Here is an 18,810-nt window from a genome sequence, read left to right as displayed (position 1 = left end):
AGCCCACCTCACCGGGAGCCCTCATGGATCTCACCATCATCGTCATCTACCTCGCCGCCATGGTCGCCTTCGGCTGGTGGGGCAAGAGCCGGACCAAGGACAGCTCCGACTTCCTCGTCGCCGGGCGCCGACTCGGTCCGATGCTCTACACCGGCACCATGGCCGCCGTCGTCCTGGGAGGTGCCTCGACCGTCGGCGGGGTCGCGCTCGGCTACGAGTACGGCATCTCCGGCGCGTGGCTGGTCGCGGCGATCGCCTTCGGCGTCCTGGCGCTGAGCCTGCTCTTCGCCGGCAGGATCCAACGGCTGCGGATCTTCACCGTCGCCCAGATGCTGGCGCTGCGCTACGGCGTCGGAGCGACCGCCGCCTCGGGCGTGATCATGATGGCCTACACGCTGATGCTCACCGTCACCTCGACGATGGCGTACGCGACCGTGTTCAACGTCCTCTTCGGCAGCGACCGCGTCGTCTCCATCCTGATCGGCGGGGTCATCGTGGTGATCTACTCCAGCATCGGCGGGATGTGGTCGATCACCCTGACCGACATGGTGCAGTTCGTCCTGAAGACCATCGGTGTCTTCTTCCTGCTCCTGCCCTTCACCTGGAACCACGCCGGGGGTCTTGACGGGATCAAGGCTCGCGCCGCGGACTCGGTCTTCGACATCGGCGCGATCGGCACCGGAACGATCATCACCTACTTCGTCGTCTACACGCTCGGCATGCTGATCGGGCAGGACATCTGGCAGCGGGTCTTCACCGCCCGCTCGCCGCAGGTGGCCCGCTGGGGTGGCACCGCGGCCGGTGTCTACTGCCTGCTCTACGGGGTGGCCGGCGCGCTGATCGGCGCCGCGGCCTCCACCTTCATGACCGTCGACAACCGCGACGACGCCTACGCCACCATCGCCGAGTCGATCCTCCCCGTCGGCGTCAGCGGACTCGTCCTCGCCGCGGCGGTCGCCGCGATGATGTCGACCGCCTCGGGCGCGCTGATCGCGACGGCGACGGTGGCTCGCGCGGATGTGCAACCGCTGCTCGCCCGGCTGCTCGGGCGCACCCCGGCGGAGGTCACGGACGAGTCGGAGAACCCCGAGCACGACGTGCTCGCCAACCGGATCTACGTCGTCGTGATCGGCCTCGTCGTGGTCGTCCTCGCCTCGCTCCTCAACGATGTCGTCTCTGGGCTGACGATCGCCTACGACATCCTCGTCGGGGGTCTGCTGGTGCCGATCCTGGGCGGCTTCGTGTGGCGCCGCGGGACGGGCGCGGGCGCGGTGGCGGCGATGGTCACCGGCACCATCGCCACGCTGTCGACGATGGCGATCGTCGGCGATGTCCTCGCCAACGAGCCGATCTACGTGGGCCTCTTCGTCAGCGCCGTGGCGTACGTCGTGGTCAGCCTGCTCACCCCTCCGACCGACCCTGCCGTGATGCGGGAGTGGACCAGCCGGCTCGCCGGCGGGGAGTCGGCTGATGTTTCCGGCGACAGCCCCGCTCTGGCGGCGGAGGAGTCCCGATGACCAGCAACCCCGACACCACCATCGACATCGACAACCCTGCCACGACGGCGGAGGCGACGTACGCGGTGACCGACCCGGCCACCGGCGAGCTCCTCGCCACCTACCCGACCGCGACGGCCGCCGAGGTCGACGCCGCCGTCGAGGCGGCCCATGGCGCGGCGTCCGGCTGGGGACGAACGACCTCGGTGGCCGACCGGGCAGCCCTGCTACGCCGGGTGGCTGGCCTGCACGCCGAGCGTCGCGACGAGCTCGCCGCCATCATCCGACAGGAGATGGGCAAGCCGTTGCCCGAGGCGGAGGGCGAGATCGACTTCTGCGTCGAGATCTACACCTACTACGCGGACCATGCCGAGCAGTTCCTGGCCGACGAGGTCCTCGAGGTGACCTCCGGCGCCGGCACCGCGGTCGTCCGCCGGTCGCCGGTCGGCGTGCTGCTGGGCATCATGCCGTGGAACTTCCCCTTCTACCAGGTGGCCCGCTTCGCGGCGCCCAACTTGGCCACCGGCAACACCGTCGTCCTCAAGCATGCGCCGCAGTGTCCCGCCTCGGCCGTGGCGCTGGCGCAGATCTTCGTCGACGCCGGGTTCCCTGAGGGCGCGTACGTCAACGTCTTCGCCACCAACGAGCAGATCGCCGAGGTCATCGCCGACCCGCGGGTCGCGGGTGTCTCGTTGACGGGCTCGGAGCGGGCGGGTACCGCCGTGGCCGAGATCGCCGGGCGTCACCTCAAGAAGGTCGTCCTCGAGCTCGGCGGTTCCGACCCGTTCATCGTGCTCTCCACCGACGACATGGACGCCACCGTCTCCGCGGCGGTGGAAGCAAGGCTGGAGAACACCGGCCAGGCCTGCAACGCCGCGAAGCGGTTCGTGGTCGTCCACGACCTCTACGACGACTTCGTCGCGAGGTTCACCCAGCGGCTGCTGGCCGAGGACACCGGTGCGCCGCTGGCCTCTGTCGCCGCCGCGGAGGCCCTCGCCCGGCAGGTCGACGCCGTCGTCGCACAGGGCGCCGAGCTCGCCTGCGCCGGCGACCGGTCCGGTGCGTACTTTCCGGCCGGCGTCCTGACGGGGCTCGACGCTGAGGACGACCTTGCCCGCCAAGAGCTGTTCGGCCCGGTCGCGATGGTCTTCTGCGCCGCTGACGAGGACGACGCGATCCGGATCGCCAACGACACCCCGTACGGGCTCGGGTCGTACGTCTTCAGCACCGATCCCGACCAGGCGGCCCGAGTCGCGGACCGGATCGAGGCGGGGATGGTCTTCGTCAACGGCGTCGGTGCGGAGGGCGCGGAGCTGCCTTTCGGCGGCATCAAGCGCTCCGGCTTCGGGCGCGAGCTCGGCCGGCTCGGGATGGACGAGTTCGTCAACAAGAAGCTGATCCGGACGGTCACCGGCTGAGCCTCGGGCTGAGCCTCGGATCGAACCGTGTATCTCCCCGCGTCAACTGGGTACCGGCCCGGTGTACAACGATGAGAGGAACACACATGTTCAAGAAACCAGCGTTGTTGACTGCTTTCGGCATCGGCTACCTGCTCGGCGCCCGCGCCGGCCGCGAGCGGTACGACGCCATCGTCGCCAAGGCCCAGGGTCTGTGGCAGGACCCGCGGGTCCAGCAGAAGGCCCACCACGCCCGAGTCGTCGCCGAGGAAACGGCGGATACCGCCCGGCACGCCGTCCAGGAGAAGGTCCAGGACAAGATGCCTGGCCACACCTCCACGGGCTCTACTGGCTCTACGTCGTCCCACCAGACCACGCCGAGCGCCCCGAGTCCTGCAGCCTCCGCCGACCCGGTCACCGGCACGCCGCGGGGGTGGGAGTCGTGACCGCTCAACCGAGCGACGCGTCGATGGGTGAGCTCGTCTCCCGGCTCTCGGACGAGGTGTCCGGCCTCGTACGAGGTGAGCTCGAGCTCGCCCGCCTCGAACTGACCGAGAAGGCCAAGCACACCGGCAAGGGCGCCGGAGCGTTCGGCGCCGCCGGCTTGCTGGCGCTGTACGGCCTCGGTGTCCTGATCGCCACGGCGATCCTGGCCCTGTCCCTGGTCCTCGACGCCTGGCTGGCCGCGCTGCTGGTCGGTGTCGTGATCCTGGCCATCGCCGGCATCGTCGCGCTGCTCGGTAAGAAGCAGGTCTCCGAGGGAGCCCCGCTGAAGCCCGAGCGTGCCACTGAGAGCATCAAGCGGGACGTAGAGGCCGTCAAGCACCGCCGACCCGATGACCGCACCGCGAGGAGCACGCCATGACGCACAACTCCACCGGGCCCGCAGGGGCCCACGAACACACCAGCATGGCCGCTGTCGAGGCCGAGCTCGACGCCAAACGGCATGAGGTCGCCGAAACCCTGGACGAGCTCGCCGCCAGGCTGGACGTGAAGGCTCGCGGCAAGCAGAAGGCCGACGAAGTGAAGCAGAAGGCCGACGACGTGAAACAGCACGCCCAGGTCGCCGCCAGATCCCGAGACGTCCAGATCAAGAGCGGCATCGTCGCCGCAGTCGTGCTCGGTGCGATCCTGCTGCTGGCCCGGAGGAAGCGCCGGGGCAGCGCCGGGTAGCCGTCAGTGCCGACTGGGGCGGATCAACCGGTCCAGGAAGGCTACGAGGAGCGCCTCGCGCATCGCAGGGGTGGCCAGGTCGAGCATCGCATTGACCTCGGCCATCCTCTGCGGCAGCGCGAGGCGGTGTCCTGAGCTTGTCGAAGGGTCGCCTGCTGCGTCGGCACCGATCAGCCCCGCGGCGACCAGCAGGCCGTCGAAGTCGTCGTCGGAGAGGACGAGCGGGTCGAGGCCGGCGATGAACTCCGCGACGCCGGGGTCGACCGTCACCGGTCCGACAGCCACGGCGGCCGCGACTGCCTCGCCCAGAGCCTCGAGGAACTCAGGTACGTGGGGCAGTGTCGCGGCGCTCACCGAGAGGTGGACGGTGGCGGGAGCACCGGCGTAGGACATCTGCGGCTGGACGTACCAGCCTCGGGCCGCCATCTCGTCGCAGACGGTGAACGGGTCGCAGCTCGCGTCGGTCCTGACGGCGATCAGCGTGGAGTCCGGGTCGCTGACCTCGGCGAGCTCGGCCGTCTCGCCGATCCCGGCGCGGATCCGGTCCACTGCCTCGAAGACGTCGCGGGTGAGCCGCTCGTAGCCGTCATCGCCCAACGAGCGCATCACCGCCCAGGCACCAGCCAGGGGACCGCCCGACTTCGTCGACTGCATCGTGGAGTTGAGCATGGTGTAGCCCGGCCACGCGGCCGAGGCGAAGAACTGCGGTCGGCGCAGCTGCGGGGTGCGGTGCAGCAGCACCGAGGTGCCCTTGGGGGCGTAGGCGTACTTGTGCAGATCGACGGAGATCGAGGTGACGCCCTCGACCGCGAACGTCCACGCCGGTACGTCGCGCCCCAGCCGGGCTGCGTAGGGCAGCACCCAGCCGCCGATGCAGGCATCGACATGACACCGGATCCCGCGCTCGGCCGCGGCCGCCGCGATCTCGGTGACCGGGTCGACGACGCCGTGCGCGTAGGACGGCGCCGAGGCGACCACGAGCACCGTGCGCTCGTCCATCGCCGCGGTCATCGCGGCCGGATCCGCCCGGAAGTCGGGCCCGACCGGGACCAGCACCGGCTCGACCCCGAAGTAGTGCGCGGCCTTGTGGAAGGCGGCGTGCGCCGTGGCCGGCAGCACCATCCGCGGCCGCTCGATCCCGGGGTGGGCGTCGCGCGCGGTCTGCACCGCGAGCAGCACCGACTCGGTGCCACCAGAGGTGACCGTGCCGACCACCGTCTCGGGCGCCTCGAGGAGGTCGGCGGTCATGCCGACCACCTCGGTCTCCATCCGGAGCAGGCTGGGGAACGCTGTCGGGTCCAGGCCGTTGGAGCCGGCGTAGGAGGCGACGGCCTCGCGGCCGATCCGGTCGATGTCGGGCAGCCCGGAGTCATAGACGTAGGCGAGCGTGCGGCCGCCGTGCACGGGCAGGTCGGCGGACTGCATCGAGCGGAGCTGGGTCAGGGCGTCGGTCATACGGTCAGGGTTCCATCCACGTCGTCGGCGGTGAGCGAGTAGCGGCGCAGCCACAGCAGGCTGAGCAGGGTCAGGCACGCCGGCAGCACCGAGAAGCCGAGCGTGATCGCGGTCAGCGCCGAGTCGGGCTGGGCGATCTCGCTCCCGGCCGAGGAACGGTAGCCGCCGAGCGCGAGCGCCGCGGCATAGACCCCCGGCCCGAGCGCCAGCCCGAGGGTCTCGCCGGCGGTCCAGACGCCGGTGTAGACGCCGATCCGGCTCGAGCCGCTGCGCCGGGCGTCGACGGCGGCTGCGTCCGGAAGCATCGCCATCGGGAAGACCTGGCACCCTGCGTATCCCACCCCGACCAGGACCACCGCGGCATAGACCAGGGCCGCCGGGGCGATCTGCGCGGTCGAGGCGAGCAACGCGCCGACGACGAGGACGACCGAGGCGGCGACGTACCCGTTCTTCTTGCCGACCTTGGCGCCGAGCGCCGCCCATGCCGGGGTGAGCAGCAGCGCGGGACCGACGAAGCAGACGAACAGCACCGTCGCAGCGCCCGCATGACCGAGCACGTTCGTGGCCAGGTAGTCGACCCCCGCCAGCATCGCGCCGAACGCGACGGCCTGGATCACGAACGTGATCAGCAGGCGCCGGAAGTCGGGCGCCGCCGCCACGATCCTCAGCTGGTCGCGCAGGCTGCCCGCACCCGGCTCGACGGTGCGGACCGGCGCGCGGCGGGTGCCGACGTACGCACTGAAGACCCCGATCAGGATGAGCACCGCCATCGCCACGCCCATGAGGCGATAGCCCTCGCGGCCGCCGACGGCGTCGCGGATGATCGGCGCGCTGGCGCCGGCGAGCAGGATGGTGAGTGCCAGGATCGCGACCCGCCAGGTCATCAGCCGGGTCCGCTCGTCGTAGGAGTCGGTCAGCTCGGCGGGCATGGCGACATAGGGCACCTGGAAGAACGCGTACGCCGTCGCGCACGCCAGGAACAGGACCAGCACCCACAGCGCCTCGAGCCCGGTCGCCATCGACGGTGCCGCGAACAGCAGCGCGAACGTCACCGCCAGCGCGACCCCCGCCCGCCGCAGCCACGGCCGCCGAGGTCCCCGTGGATCCACCGTCCGGTCGCTGATCCGGCCCGCGATCGGGTTCAGCACGACGTCCCACGCCTTCGGCGCGAACACGATGAACCCCGCAGCCAGGGCCGCGATCCCGAGGGTGTCGGTCAGGTAGGGGAGCAGCATCAGGCCCGGGATCGTGCCGAACGTGCCGGTGGCCACGGAGCCGGAGCCATAGCCGAGGCGTACGCCGAGCGGCAGGATCGGGCGGGCTTGCATGGCGCAATAGTGCCGTGGCCACGCCATCGACGTCCGGGAACCCCACAATTCGCTCCGATACGGTTGGCGGCATGCCGCTCGAGAACGGTGCGCTTGCGCCTGACTTCACGCTCCCTGCCCAGGACGGCACCACCGTCACCCTCTCCTCGTTCCTCGAGAAGGGTCCTGTGGTGCTCTTCTTCTATCCGGCCGCCGAGACGCCGGTGTGCACCAAGGAGGCCTGCCACTTCCGTGACCTCGCGGGCGAGTTCGAGGCGATCGGCGCCCAGCGTCTCGGGATCAGCAAGGACAGCGTGGCGAAGCAGGCCGGGTTCGCGGCCAACCACGACCTCGACTATCCCGTCCTCTCCGACCCCTCCGGGTCGGTCGCCGGGCTCTACGGCGTGAAGCCGAGCATCCTCGGCAAGCTCGGACCGCTGCAGCGTACGACCTTCGCCATCGGCGCCGACGGACGGATCAAGGCCGTCGTCGAGGGGATGCTCAAGGCCGAGATCCACGCCGACGAGGCCCTCGCCGCGCTCAGGGACGACGTGAGATGACGACCACCATCGCCGTCACCGGCGCCACCGGCTTCGTCGGCGGTGCCGTCGCCCGCGCCCTGGGCGGCTCCGACGCTGCGCTCCGCCTTCTCGTACGTGACACCTCCAGGGCTCCCGAGATCCCCGGGGCTGACGCGTACGCGGTCACCTATGGCGACAGAGAGGCCGCGGTGAGAGCGCTCGACGGCGTTCAGACCGTGCTGATGGTCTCGGCCGCCGAGTCGGCGGACCGTCTGGAGCAGCACCTCACCTTCGTCGACGCCGCCGCGGCGGCAGGGGTCGAGCACATCGTCTACACCTCCTTCTTCGGCGCCGCGCCTGATGCCGTCTTCACGCTCGCGCGCGACCACTTCGCGACCGAGGAGCGGATCAAGGCGAGCGGGATGGGCTACACCCTGCTGCGCGACAACTTCTACCTCGACTTCCTCCCTTCCCTGGTCGGTGAGGACGGCGCCATCCGGGGTCCGGCCGGCGACGGCCGCTTCGCGCCGGTCGCGCGGGCTGACGTGGCACGATCCGCCGTGGAGGCGCTCGCGATGCCCCAGGATCACCGAGGGGTCACGTACGACCTCACCGGTCCTGAGGCGCTCACGATGAGTGAGGTCGCGGACATCCTCACCGAGCATCGCGGGAGCGAGGTGCGCTATCACGACGAGACGATCGAGGAGGCCTACGCGTCACGTCGTCGGTGGGAGGCGCCCGACTGGCAGTACGACGCCTGGGTCTCCACCTACACCGCGATCGCCGCAGGGGAGCTCGACGGAGTGAGCATCGCGGTGGCCACTCTCACCGGGCGTGAGCCCCTGAGCCTTCGCGACCACCTCGCTGCCGGCGAGTAGTCGATCGAGGGGATCGCTCGCCGCCGCGCCGGGTACCGCCTCGGCATGGTTGCATTCGGATACACCCTGATGACCGAACAGGCGGGCCCGACCGACCTCGTGCGACACGCGGTCGCTGTGGAACGGCGTACCGGACGCGCCGAGAGTCGGGTCCGGGGGCACCCGGGCCATCGGCCAGATCCCGATCAGCTGGGATCCCGATGACGCCGACGCGGCGGTACGACGCGCGCACCACCAGTTCCGCTGGTTCGGCAGTGGCTGGGCCGTCAACAGCGAGCTTCCGACCACGGCGAGCTTCGCCGCGGCCTCGCAGTTCGTACGCCACGAGGATGTCGCCTCCTCGATCCCGTGCGGCCCCGACCTCGATGCGATCACCGAGGGGGTCCGGCCCTTCTGGAAAGCCGGGTTCACCGATGTCGCCCTCGTCCAGGTCGACGGGTCGACGAACGACCAGTTCCTGGCCGAGGCGGCCGGGCCTCTGCTGGACGCGCTGCGGTCGGCGTCGGACTGAGGCCCGGTCTCGTCGGCTCCGCGGTCGACGACCCTCATCCCTCAGACAGGCTCACCGCAACCTGGTGCGCGGCTTGCTCGCCCGACGCAGCGGCGTCGGCCAGCGACGGCATGTCGAGGGCATAGTCGCCTGCCAGGTGGACCGGTCCGAGGTTCTGCTTGAGGGTCTCGAGCGACGCCCGGCCGCCGGGCCCCCAGAACGGCACGACCCGCGGGTGTCGACGGAGGATGCCCGCATCGAGCCTCCCCTCGAGCTCCGGGTAGACCTCGAGAAGGTCCGAGGTGAACCGCGCGACGATCTCCTCGTCGGTGAGCTCGAAGAGCTTGTCGGCCTCTGCGCCTCCTGCGAAGCAGGCCAGCGCGCCGCCGGGCTTGCGGACGTTCCCGCGGCGTACCGCGGCCGCGTGGTTGAAGATCGCCTGGAACGAGCGCCCGGGGGTCGACACCGCGAGGAAGTCGTCCCAGCGCTGGGGCTTGCCCTCCTCGTGGGTGAAGAAGCCCACAACCACGTAGCGGCCATAGTGGATCGACTCGAAGGCCGCCCGGTAGGCCGCCGGCAGCCCGGGCATGATCTTGACCGCGACGTCCGCGGGCACCGCCACGATCGCCTGGCGCGCCCTCAGCCGGGCGGGCCCGTCAGCGTCCTGGTAGTCGACGACCACGCCGTCGGCGGTCCACTCCACGAAGTTCACGGGCGAGCTGAGCCGGACCTTGTCGCCGAGGTCCTCGGTGAGGATGTCGGTCAGCGTCTGGTTGCCGCCCTGTGGCAGCGTCAGGTTCGGCACCTTCTCCGGGTCGGTGAGCAGGATTCCCATGGAGAAGACGAACTGCCGCGCGGCGGTCTCCTCGGGCTCACAGCCCATCCACTGCCCGGACCACGACCGCACCATCTCGCGCGTGAGGTCGGACGAGACGCCCTGCAGGACGAAGTCCGCCCGCCTGCGGTCGAGCTTGGCGCGGACACGGTTGGCCCACCGGTTCTTCTCGCTCATCTCGAGGAACGGCACGTTCGCCAGGATGCGAGTGCCGACCATGGCCAGGCCGAAGCGGTCGCGCCAGGTCATCTTCGACCGGAACATCAGGGCGAAGGGGTTCGAGGTGTCGACCTGCTTGCCGCCCAGGTGCAGGGCGACCGACTTGCCCTCCAGGGTTCCGAGCGGGACCCGGTGACGGTGGAGCGCCTCGATCAGGGGGCCCGTGCCCTCGGTGAACTGGGTGCCGACGTTGATCCAGTAGTCGCCTTGCCGGACGGTGTCGACGCGTCCGCCGGCGCGGTCGGATGCCTCGAGGACTACGACGTCGCGATCGGCCAGAGTGGTCGCTGCCATGAGGCCGGCGATGCCGGCGCCGATCACGACGACCTCGTGGGTCTCGTCGCGGAGCTTGGGTGATGTGTCCATGTCATCAGCTCGCCTTCGTAGCGGTGTGTTCGGTGCGGTCGAGCGCCGCGGAGATCGAGGCGACGAGACGCCCGGTCGCCTGCTTGCAGCTCGGGCTGACCGCGGTGTAGGAGATGTAGCCGTGGACCTGGCCAGGCTCGCGGTCCACCTGTGCGGGGACGCCGGCCTCCAGAAGCGAGGTCGCGTACGCGAGCCCGTCGTCGTGGAGCGGGTCGAACCCAGCCAGATTGACGATCGCGGGCGGAAGTCCGGCCAGGCTGGAGGCCCGGTACGGTGAGACGCGCGGGTCCGCCGGATTGGTCCCTTCCGGCAGGTAGTTCTTGACGAACCAGGCGACCTGCTTGGCCGACAGCGCCGGCGATCCCGCGAACTCTTCCTGCGAGGGGCGGTGCTCGACGAGGTCGGTCACCGGCTGGATCAGCACTTGGAGCATCGGCTGCACCGCCTCGCCTCGCACCTGCTGGCACAGGACGGCCGCGATGTTGCCGCCGGCGCTCTCTCCGGCGACGACGATGCGGTGCGGGTCCACGCCCCAGTCCGCAGCGTGCTCGACGACGTACCGCCAGGCGGCGACCGCGTCGTCCTGTGCTGCTGGAAAGGGGGCGTCCGGCGCCAGGCGGTACTCGACCGACACGACGTCTGCTCCGGTGCCGTGCGCGAACATGCGCGCCGGGGCGGTGTAGCTGGCGCGGCTGCCGATCACGAAGCCTCCACCGTGGAAGAAGAGGATCAGACCTCGCGACGGGGTGCCGTTGCTGTAGCGCGTGAGCTGGACCTCGTCCGAGATCTCGATCTCCTCCTCGACGACGCACGGCTCGACGCGGGACGCGAAGAGGATCAGATCCCGCTCCGTGGTTGCGCGGGCCTCAGCGGGCGGAAGGTCGCTGTAGTCCGGACCGGACTCGCCCAGCTTCATGAGCAGGGCGACGTCAGGCGCCATGGCGTCGCCGGTCGTGTTGGTCGCGGGACGCGCCAGCATCCGCTGCAGGCTCGCGGGCAGACGGCTCAGGAAGACGAGGAGGGCTCGCTGGAAGCTCTGGCTCAACGTGAAGTGTTCCCCGCTCATGACGCAACCTCGACGCTGGCCAGGTGCGGGGCCGAGCGCTTCTCGGAGAACTGGATGTCCTGGTCGAGCAGCTTCCCCTTGAAGAGTCGGTTGTCCTTGACGAAGGTCGTGTGCATCTGCCAGGGCAGGCCGGTGCCCTGGCGCGGGAGCTCCGCCCGGGCCCGCTGCATGTAGCCGGCCGAGAGGTCGAAGAGGTCCTGCTTGGGCATGCCCTCCGGCGCGACGGGCAGGGCGATGTCGTAACCCTTCCTGTCCATCTCGCGGATCAGCTCGATGGCGAGGCGGGCGACGTTGCGGATGCGGAGCGTCCAGGTCGCCTTGGTGAAGCCGAGCATCATCGCCCAGTTGGGTACGCCGGAGATCAGGGAGCCGCGGTACAGCACCTGGTCTGCGATCTTGACGGGGGCGCCGTCCACGGTCGGCTGGATGCCACCCAGCATCTGCATGACCAGGCCGGTCGCGGTGACGATGATGTCGGCCTCGAGCTTCCTGCCGGACTCGAGCAGGATGCCCTCGGGGATGAACCGCTCGATCTGGTCGGTCACGACGTCGGCGCTTCCGTCGCGGATCGCCTCGAAGAAGTCGCCGTCGGGAGTCGCACAGAGGCGCTGCTGCCACGGGTTGTACGGCGGTGCGAAGTGGGTGTCGACGTCGAACCCCTTCGGGAGCTCCTTGGCGGTCATGCTGCGCAGGAGCTTGCGCCCGAAGTTCGGGAACTTCACCAGAACCGTCACGAGGAAGTGGTCGCGCCAGATGTTCTTGAACCGCGTGAGGCGGTACCCGAGCTTCTTGCCGAAGACCTTCAGCAGGAACTGGGCGATCTTGTCCACCTGGGGCATCGACGCGACGTAGCTCGGGGTGCGCTGGAGCATGGTGACGTGGCCAGCAGCACCCTCGCCGGTCAGCATCGCGGGGAGCATCGTCACCGCGGTCGCACCGCTGCCGATGATGACCACGCGCTTGCCGCTGTAGTCGTAGTCCTCGGGCCAGTGCTGCGGGTGGAGGATGTCGCCCTGGAAGTCCTCGCGGCCCTCGAACCGCGGCTCGAAGCCCTCGTCATAGTTGTAGTAGCCGGTGCCGCTGAAGACGAACCTGGCCCGGACAACCTTCTCGGACTCGTTGCCCGCCTCGTCGGTCACGGTGACGTGCAGGGTCCATTCCGCGTCCTCGCTGGACCAGTCGGCAGCGGTGACCTTATGACCCAGGCGAAGGCTCTTGCCCAGCCCGAACTCGTCGACGGTTTCCCGGATGTACCCGCGGATCAGGTCGCCGCCAGCGATCGCCTCCTTGTGCAGCCACGGCTTGAAGTCGTAGCCGTAGGTGTGCACCGAGTCGTCGGAGCGGATGCCTGGGTAGCGGAACAGGTCCCAGGTGCCGCCGACCGAGGCGCGAGCCTCGAGCAGGAGGAACTCCTTCTCAGGGAACGCCTCCGTCAGGTGCTTCGACACGCCGATGCCGGAGAGGCCGGCGCCGATGACGACGATGTCGGCGTACTCCCTCGCGATGGTCTGGTTCATTGCTGCACTTCCTTCTCAGTGGTGGGTCTGGTGACTGGCGGTACGACGGGCGCGGGCGAGGCGGTCGACGGCGAGGAATGCCACGAACACCACGGCCATTGCCACGACCGCGACGTACGACATCGCGTCGAGCGGCGGGGCGGGCGGGTTGACGAGACCGTTGAGGTACATCCAGGCCATGGCCGCCGCGCCCAGGGCCGCGCCGATGACAGCGATCGGGCCGAGCCGTCCCTCTCGCCCGAGCAGCCGTAGTGCGCCCGCGCAGATGAGCAGGTAGGGGACGACCCAGAAGTAGACGATGAGCGTCGCGACCGAGTTGTAGACGCCGAGGATGTTGTCTGGGTTGAGAGCGACCATGACCAGGATCGCGCCCAGACCGAGAACGCAGATCGTGACGACGGCGACCGCGGGACTGTGGTGGCGGGGGTGGATCCGCCCGACGCGGGCAGGTAGCAGGCCGTCGGCAGTGAGGGTCGCGACGAAGCGTGAGCCGTAGTTGACGAACCCGATGAGGGCAGCGAAGGTCGCGACCGCGAGCACCAGGTCGGTCGCGGTCGCCACCGTGCTGCCGAGCCCGCCCTCGACGGCGAGGGCGGCGGCGGGGGAGGTCCCGGCCGCCAGGGCGTCGCTCGCCGCGACGAGGGCGGGCACCTGAAGCAGGGTGGCCACGACGTACAGCGCGCCCAGACCGACCGGCACGCACATGACGGCGAGGGGCACGGATCGTCGGGCGTCGCGGGTCTCGGCGGCGAGCGCCGTGCTGCTCTCGAAGCCGACGAGGAAGACCGCGCCGGCGGCGACCCCCTGGAAGATGCCGCTCGGTGTGGCTCCCTCGAGGGACAGCTGGGCACCGAGATCGAGCCCTGCGCTCGCGGCGGCGGCGACGGTGATGACCAGCATCAGCGGCACGGAGACGACGGCCAGCGTGACCGCCGTACGCACCGAGGTGTCCAGTCCCCGGTAGGCGATCGTTCCGGCGATCAGCACGGCAGCGCTGTAGATCAGCATCTGCACGCCGACGTCGAAGCTCGCCTCGAACCCGAGGGAGAGCAGGAAGCTGCCGGAGAAGAGGCCGACCAGGAAGGCGATTGCGCCGATCTGCGCGACGTAGCCGAGGAAGAGTGCGGCGCCGGCCAGGATCCGAGCCCACGGGCCGAAGACGTGCGGCAGGTAGGAGTAGATCGATCCGGTGACGACGTAGCGTCGAGCGAAGGCGATGACCGAGAGCCCGACGAGGCTCGTGGCGACCGCGGCGATCAGGGCGCCCAGCCAGCTGCCGTTGCCGGCGGTGACCAGCACCAAAGCCGGGACCGAGGCCAGCCCGACGGGCGGGACGTACGACGCCAGGGCCAGCCCGACGAGCTGGTTGCGGCTCAGGTGCTCCCGGTCGAGGCCGTCGACCGGGAGAGCGTCCGCCGGTGCGACCGGCTCCTCGGCTGGTGCGTTGATGGGCGTCATCCCGGGTCCCTTCTGGCAAAGAAGTTAGTCATTTGATTGGGTCGGATGACTAAGTGTGTGTCAGGGATCACGCCGCGTCAAGGGGTCGGGTGGCGTCGCTCACCGATGGATCAATCTCGCCCGGGTGGTTGACAAGGGAGTTCTCTGGGTCCACGATCTTAGCCAACCGATTGAGTCAAGTGACTAAGAATGAGATCGGCTGATCAGCCAGGAGGGCCGAGAGATGACCGAGAGCAGCACGATCGAAGCGCCAGATGTTCGCTTCGATGCGACACGCGTCGCGATCGAGGACGACGCGACCCCACTGGTCCGGCTGATCGGGCGCACTCTGACCAGGGCCTCAGGACAGGGGCTTCCCGCCGGGGATCTGACTGCCGGCCTCGTCGGCACCGTGGCGATCCGATCCCATGACACCCCGCAGGCGGCGACGGTCACCTTCGGCGCCGGAGTCGTGGAGGTGACGAGCGGAGTCTTCGTCGAGCCTGATGCAACGCTCGTGGTCGACCTTCATGCCAGGTTCGCGCTGACCGAGGAGCCGGCTGGTGACGCCGACCTGGCGGCGCGCGGCCAGCGCGCACTGCGCCCGCCGCTGCCGCACTGGCGCGACGCGGCCGTGCGGTTCTGGGAGATCACCCGCGACATCGCCGGAATCCCCGACGTCCTGATCGTGGAGGCTGCCGGGCCCGACGGACCTGAGCCGGGTCGGTTCGGCGAGGGGACGACGACGTACCTCGTCGCCGGTCCCGCCGACCTCCTCGCCGGTGTCTTCACCGGCGCCGACGACTTCCTCGCCTCCCTGGACGCAGGTGTGCAGGTCCAGGGCACCTTGTCCCAGCTGTCCGTCATGACGGCCGCATCCTGGAAGGTCCGCTTCGATGTCTGAGCTCGCACAAGCCCGAGGGGCCGTACGCCTCGAGGCCACCAACCACGAGGGCAGCCTCCTCGGCAAGAACGTCTCGCCGCAGAAGTTCGCGTCCGGAAAGAACACCGGCTTCGCCTTCGCCGACATCCTGTTCGCCATCGACCTCAACAACGAGATCGTCCTCGGTGACGCCTTCCCGGAGTGGCGGGGCAACCTCTACGACATCCAGATGATCCCGGACATGTCGACCCTGGTGGAGTGGAAGCCCGGTCTGGACTCGGTGATCGGTGACTACTGGCTCAAGGACGGCACCCCGGTCCCGATCTGTCCGCGCAACCTCGTGCGGAAGCTGGTGGCCGGCCTCGCCGACAACGGGTACGCCGCCACCGTGGCCGTCGAGATCGAGGCCACCTTGTTCGAGGAGTCCGTCCAGGAGGCCAGGGCACGCGGTTATCGCGACCTCACGCCGCTGGGCGGCAGCACCGGGGCGACGTACCACCTCGCCCGGTCCAAGGACTGGGTCGACTACATGGAGGCGGTCGTCGAGCGGCTCGACAGCGTCGGCATCGCGTGGGAGGCATGGACCGACGAGGCCGCGCCCGGCCAGACCGAGCTCAACCTCGCGCCGACCGACCCGGTCGGGCTGGGCGACAGCTGGGCGCGCACCCGCCAGGTGATGCGCGAGGTCGCCTTCGAGCGGGGCCACACGGTCTCGTTCATGGCCAAGCCGACCGCCGGATTCGGCCAGGGGGCGCACATCAACCTCTCGCTCCAGAGCGACGGCGTGAACCGGTTCTTCGCCGAGGACGGGCCGTCCGAGCTCATGCGGCATGCGGTCGGCGGGTTGCTCGCCACGATGGAGGGCAACACCTCGATCGCGCTGCCGCAGATCACCTCGTACCGACGGCTGGTCGACCTGACCGGGCCGCCGACGACGGTGGGCTGGGGAGTCAACAACAAGACCGCCGCGGTGCGGGCTATCACCGGCCACCCCAAGTACTCGCGCCTCGAGTACCGGCTCCCGGGCGCCGACGTGAACCCCTACCTCGCGCTGGCCGGCGTCCTGGCCGGGGTGCTGGCCGGGATCGAGCGCAAGATCGAGCCGCCCGAGCAGGTCACGGACATGGCCTGGTGCCTTCCCGAGAGCGCCGGAGTGAGGCGGGTCCCCGACACGATGTCGAAGGCCGGCGCGGCACTGGACGCCGATCCGCTGCTTCGCGAGTACCTCGGCGACGAGTTCGTGGACTTCTGGGTCGCCTCCCGCCGATGGGAGTGGATGGAGTTCCACACCAAGGGCGGCGACCCGTTCGCCGAGCTCTCCGCGTGGGAGTCCCAGCGCTACTTCGAGTTCCCGTGAGCGCGCGCGAGGAGGCCGGGGTGCTGCGGCCGCTGATCGGCATCACCGGACGCCGGTTCCGGCTGTCGGTGCTCAACGGAGCCGACCCGCGCTACGGCGACCGCTGCATCGACACCTCCATGTCGGACTTCGCGACGCGGATCGCCGAGGCCGGTGGGTTGCCCGTGCACCTCTCCTACGACACCGATGCGGCGGCGGTCTGCGACTGGCTCTCCGGCGTCGTCATCACCGGAGGCCAGGACGTACATCCCGCGTGCTGGGGCGGAGACACCTCCGTGGTGCGCGACGTCGACCCGCGAACGAACCCGATGGTTCACGACGCTGCGCGAGACACGTACGAGATCGCGCTCGTCCGCGCGGCGATCGACCGGGGGATCCCGGTGCTCGGTGTGTGCCGTGGCCTGCAGGTGCTCAACGTCGCCCTCGGCGGGACCCTCGTGCCGCATCTTCCGGAGGGTCCGGTGAGCCACCTCTCGGCCGAGACCGCGCCCACGGACGGCACCGTCGACCATGTCGTCTCCTTCACGCACGGCTCGATCGCCGGTGATCTCTTCGGCACGGACACGATCACCAACTCGTGGCACCACCAAGCCGTCGACCGGTGCGGCGCCGGGCTGGTCGTGACCGGTCGGACCGATGACGGCGTGGTCGAGTCGATCGAGGTGCCGGGACGGCCGGTCCTCGGCGTCCAGTGGCACCCGGAGTGGATGAAGAGCAACGACCCGGCGCTGACGTGGGTCGTCGAGCAGGCGATGGAGCGGCTCGCGAACCACGAACCCGCCGGGCGAGAGCAGAGGAGCCCCCAGTGAACGCACACGTCACGACCGGACCGGTCGTCGCGGCCGAACGGATGAGCGACGATCCCGCAGTTCCGACGCTGAGCCAGCTGCTGGCGCAGCGCGCCCAGGACTGCGGAGATCGGGAGTTCCTGCGCTTCGGTGACGGGTCGTGGAGCTTCGCCGAGATCGACGCCTGGACCTCCCGGCTGGCCCACCGGCTGATCGAGGTCGACGACGTACGCCCGGGGGACCGGGTGGCGATCATGCTCCCCAACGTCGTGCACTGGCCGGTGGCATGGCTGGCGGTGCTGAAGGCCGGCGCGGTCGCGGTGCCGGTCAACTGCGCCTACCAGCGCTCCGACCTCGCCTTCGTCCTGAAGGACTCGGGTGCCCGCGTCATCTTCACCGACGACGTACGTTCCGGCCTCGTCGCCGAGGTGCTCGCCGAGGAGCGCGACCTGGCCGGTGTCCGTGTCGTGGACGTCCCCGACGACGGGTCCGAACGTTTCCCGGTCGCGGCGCCGCAGGTGCCGGTCGCGGCGGAGACGCTCGCCAACCTGCAGTACACCTCGGGCACGACCGGGTTCCCGAAGGCATGCATGCTCAGCCACGGCTACTGGGTGCGACTGGGCTGGATCTGCGCCGGAGCCACCGGGCTCGGGGCCGATGACGTGCTCCTCACCTCGCAGCCGTTCTCCTACATGGACCCGCAGTGGAACACCGCTCTCGCCCTGACGCTCGGTGCCCCGCTGGTCGTGCTGCCGCGGTTCTCGGCCTCGACGTTCATGGCCGACGTACGCCGCCACCGGGCGACCTTCTTCTACGTCCTCGGCTCGATGCCCACCCTGCTGTACAAGCAGCCGCCCGCGGCCGAGGACCGGGAGAACGACCTTCGCATCGTGCTCTGCTCGGGCATCCCGGTCGCCCTCCACGCCCAGCTCGAGGAGCGGTGGGGTGCGCCCTGGCGCGAGGTCTACGGGATGACCGAGTCGGGGATCGACCTGGTCAGCTCGTTCGACGACGCCGCTGCCGTGGGCAGCGGCAGCCTGGGGCGGCTGGTGCCGACCAAGCAGGTCCGCATCGAGGATCCGGTCGAGCCGGGGGAGGAGGTCCCGCCCGGTGAGCCGGGCGAGCTCGTCATCTCGGGCCGGCCGATGATGGGCGGCTACTGGAACCGTCCCGAGGCCACCGCCAACGTGCTGCGTGACGGCTGGCTGCATACGGGCGACCTCGTCGTCCGCCGTCCTGACGGCGGCATCCAGCTGGTCGGACGGCTCAAGGACATGGTGCGGCGCGGTGGCGAGAACGTCGCCTGTGCCGAGGTCGAGGCTGTCCTCGAGAGGGACGAGCGGATCGTCGCGGCGGCCGTCGTCGCCGTACCCGACGAGGTCCTGGGCGAGGAGGTCAAGGCCTTCGTCCAGCTCAGGGAAGGGGTGCCGGGCGACCGGGCCACCGCCCAGGAGCTTCTCGAGCGCGCGGGTGCCCAGCTCGCGCGGTTCAAGGTGCCCCGTTACGTCGAGTTCGTCACCGATCTTCCTCGTACCCCCTCCGAGCGGGTCTCGAAGCCCGCGCTCAAAGCCAGGGCCGCCGCCGAGCCCGGCACCACCCACGACTTCGCCCGACCGAGGAGCTGA

At 69.9% G+C, this 18,810-nt stretch carries 17 protein-coding genes; 11 read left to right on the top strand and 6 right to left on the bottom strand.

Annotation, left to right across the window (positions count from 1 at the left end; all coding sequences use genetic code 11):
• Window positions 1-23: 23 nt before the first annotated feature.
• The 5 genes from IEY84_RS18975 to IEY84_RS18955 all read left to right on the top strand — a co-directional run bounded on the left by IEY84_RS18975 (window position 24) and on the right by IEY84_RS18955 (window position 4,066).
• On the top strand, window positions 24-1,517 hold the full coding sequence (locus IEY84_RS18975) for a sodium:solute symporter family protein (RefSeq protein ID WP_183545834.1): 1,494 nt from the start codon (window positions 24-26) through the stop codon (window positions 1,515-1,517).
• Window positions 1,514-2,914: an NAD-dependent succinate-semialdehyde dehydrogenase gene (locus IEY84_RS18970; protein ID WP_183545832.1), complete on the top strand. Its 1,401-nt coding sequence runs from the start codon at window positions 1,514-1,516 to the stop codon at window positions 2,912-2,914. Before IEY84_RS18975 ends, IEY84_RS18970 begins: the two co-directional genes overlap by 4 nt.
• Window positions 2,915-3,000: 86 nt before the next feature.
• On the top strand, window positions 3,001-3,339 hold the full coding sequence (locus IEY84_RS18965; protein WP_183545830.1) for a hypothetical protein: 339 nt from the start codon (window positions 3,001-3,003) through the stop codon (window positions 3,337-3,339).
• Complete coding sequence (locus tag IEY84_RS18960; protein ID WP_229788831.1) at window positions 3,336-3,758, top strand: phage holin family protein; 423 nt, start codon at window positions 3,336-3,338, stop codon at window positions 3,756-3,758. Before IEY84_RS18965 ends, IEY84_RS18960 begins: the two co-directional genes overlap by 4 nt.
• Window positions 3,755-4,066 (top strand): DUF3618 domain-containing protein, encoded by a 312-nt coding sequence (locus tag IEY84_RS18955; protein WP_183545828.1) that lies wholly within the window; start codon window positions 3,755-3,757, stop codon window positions 4,064-4,066. Before IEY84_RS18960 ends, IEY84_RS18955 begins: the two co-directional genes overlap by 4 nt.
• 3 nt (window positions 4,067-4,069) lie before the next feature.
• Here the strand turns inward: IEY84_RS18955 and IEY84_RS18950 are convergent, their stop codons facing one another.
• Complete coding sequence (locus IEY84_RS18950; protein ID WP_183545826.1) at window positions 4,070-5,521, bottom strand: pyridoxal phosphate-dependent decarboxylase family protein; 1,452 nt, start codon at window positions 5,519-5,521, stop codon at window positions 4,070-4,072.
• Window positions 5,518-6,849: an MFS transporter gene (locus tag IEY84_RS18945; RefSeq protein ID WP_183545824.1), complete on the bottom strand. Its 1,332-nt coding sequence runs from the start codon at window positions 6,847-6,849 to the stop codon at window positions 5,518-5,520. Before IEY84_RS18945 ends, IEY84_RS18950 begins: the two co-directional genes overlap by 4 nt.
• Before the next feature lie 71 nt (window positions 6,850-6,920).
• On the opposite strand from IEY84_RS18945, the gene IEY84_RS18940 reads away from it, so the two are divergent.
• A complete protein-coding gene (locus IEY84_RS18940; protein WP_183545822.1) occupies window positions 6,921-7,388 on the top strand; it encodes a peroxiredoxin in 468 nt (155 codons plus the stop codon).
• Window positions 7,385-8,227, top strand: coding sequence for an SDR family oxidoreductase (locus tag IEY84_RS18935; RefSeq protein WP_183545820.1), 843 nt, complete (start codon window positions 7,385-7,387; stop codon window positions 8,225-8,227). Before IEY84_RS18940 ends, IEY84_RS18935 begins: the two co-directional genes overlap by 4 nt.
• 545 nt (window positions 8,228-8,772) lie before the next feature.
• On the opposite strand, the gene IEY84_RS18930 is transcribed toward IEY84_RS18935, so the two are convergent.
• The 4 genes from IEY84_RS18930 to IEY84_RS18915 are packed head-to-tail and all read right to left on the bottom strand — an operon-like array spanning window position 8,773 to window position 14,178.
• On the bottom strand, window positions 8,773-10,137 hold the full coding sequence (locus IEY84_RS18930) for a flavin monoamine oxidase family protein (protein WP_183545818.1): 1,365 nt from the start codon (window positions 10,135-10,137) through the stop codon (window positions 8,773-8,775).
• A gap of 4 nt (window positions 10,138-10,141) precedes the next feature.
• The gene (locus IEY84_RS18925; RefSeq protein WP_183545816.1) at window positions 10,142-11,203 is read right to left on the bottom strand and encodes an alpha/beta hydrolase; all 1,062 of its coding nucleotides are present in this window, start codon (window positions 11,201-11,203) and stop codon (window positions 10,142-10,144) included.
• Window positions 11,200-12,720: a flavin-containing monooxygenase gene (locus tag IEY84_RS18920; RefSeq protein WP_183545814.1), complete on the bottom strand. Its 1,521-nt coding sequence runs from the start codon at window positions 12,718-12,720 to the stop codon at window positions 11,200-11,202. Before IEY84_RS18920 ends, IEY84_RS18925 begins: the two co-directional genes overlap by 4 nt.
• A gap of 15 nt (window positions 12,721-12,735) precedes the next feature.
• Entirely contained in the window at window positions 12,736-14,178 is a 1,443-nt protein-coding gene (locus IEY84_RS18915; RefSeq protein WP_183545812.1) for an APC family permease, read from the bottom strand.
• A gap of 223 nt (window positions 14,179-14,401) precedes the next feature.
• On the opposite strand from IEY84_RS18915, the gene IEY84_RS18910 reads away from it, so the two are divergent.
• Genes IEY84_RS18910 through IEY84_RS18895 form a run of 4 tightly spaced genes read left to right on the top strand, consistent with a single transcriptional unit; the run spans window position 14,402 to window position 18,810 of the window.
• Window positions 14,402-15,061, top strand: a complete 660-nt coding sequence (locus IEY84_RS18910; protein ID WP_183545810.1) for a hypothetical protein — start codon at window positions 14,402-14,404, stop codon at window positions 15,059-15,061.
• Entirely contained in the window at window positions 15,054-16,397 is a 1,344-nt protein-coding gene (locus IEY84_RS18905) for a glutamine synthetase family protein (protein WP_183545808.1), read from the top strand. Before IEY84_RS18910 ends, IEY84_RS18905 begins: the two co-directional genes overlap by 8 nt.
• Window positions 16,394-17,206 carry a gamma-glutamyl-gamma-aminobutyrate hydrolase family protein gene (locus IEY84_RS18900; protein WP_221208847.1) on the top strand — a complete coding sequence of 271 codons (813 nt, stop codon included), beginning with the start codon at window positions 16,394-16,396 and terminating at the stop codon, window positions 17,204-17,206. The genes IEY84_RS18905 and IEY84_RS18900 overlap by 4 nt, the downstream gene beginning before the upstream one ends.
• Window positions 17,203-18,810, top strand: coding sequence for a class I adenylate-forming enzyme family protein (locus IEY84_RS18895; RefSeq protein ID WP_221208846.1), 1,608 nt, complete (start codon window positions 17,203-17,205; stop codon window positions 18,808-18,810). The genes IEY84_RS18900 and IEY84_RS18895 overlap by 4 nt, the downstream gene beginning before the upstream one ends.

It is taken from the genome of Nocardioides albus (assembly GCF_014648255.1).
Lineage (GTDB): Bacteria > Actinomycetota > Actinomycetes > Propionibacteriales > Nocardioidaceae > Nocardioides > Nocardioides albus.
This window is presented reverse-complemented; position numbering and strand designations above follow the sequence as displayed.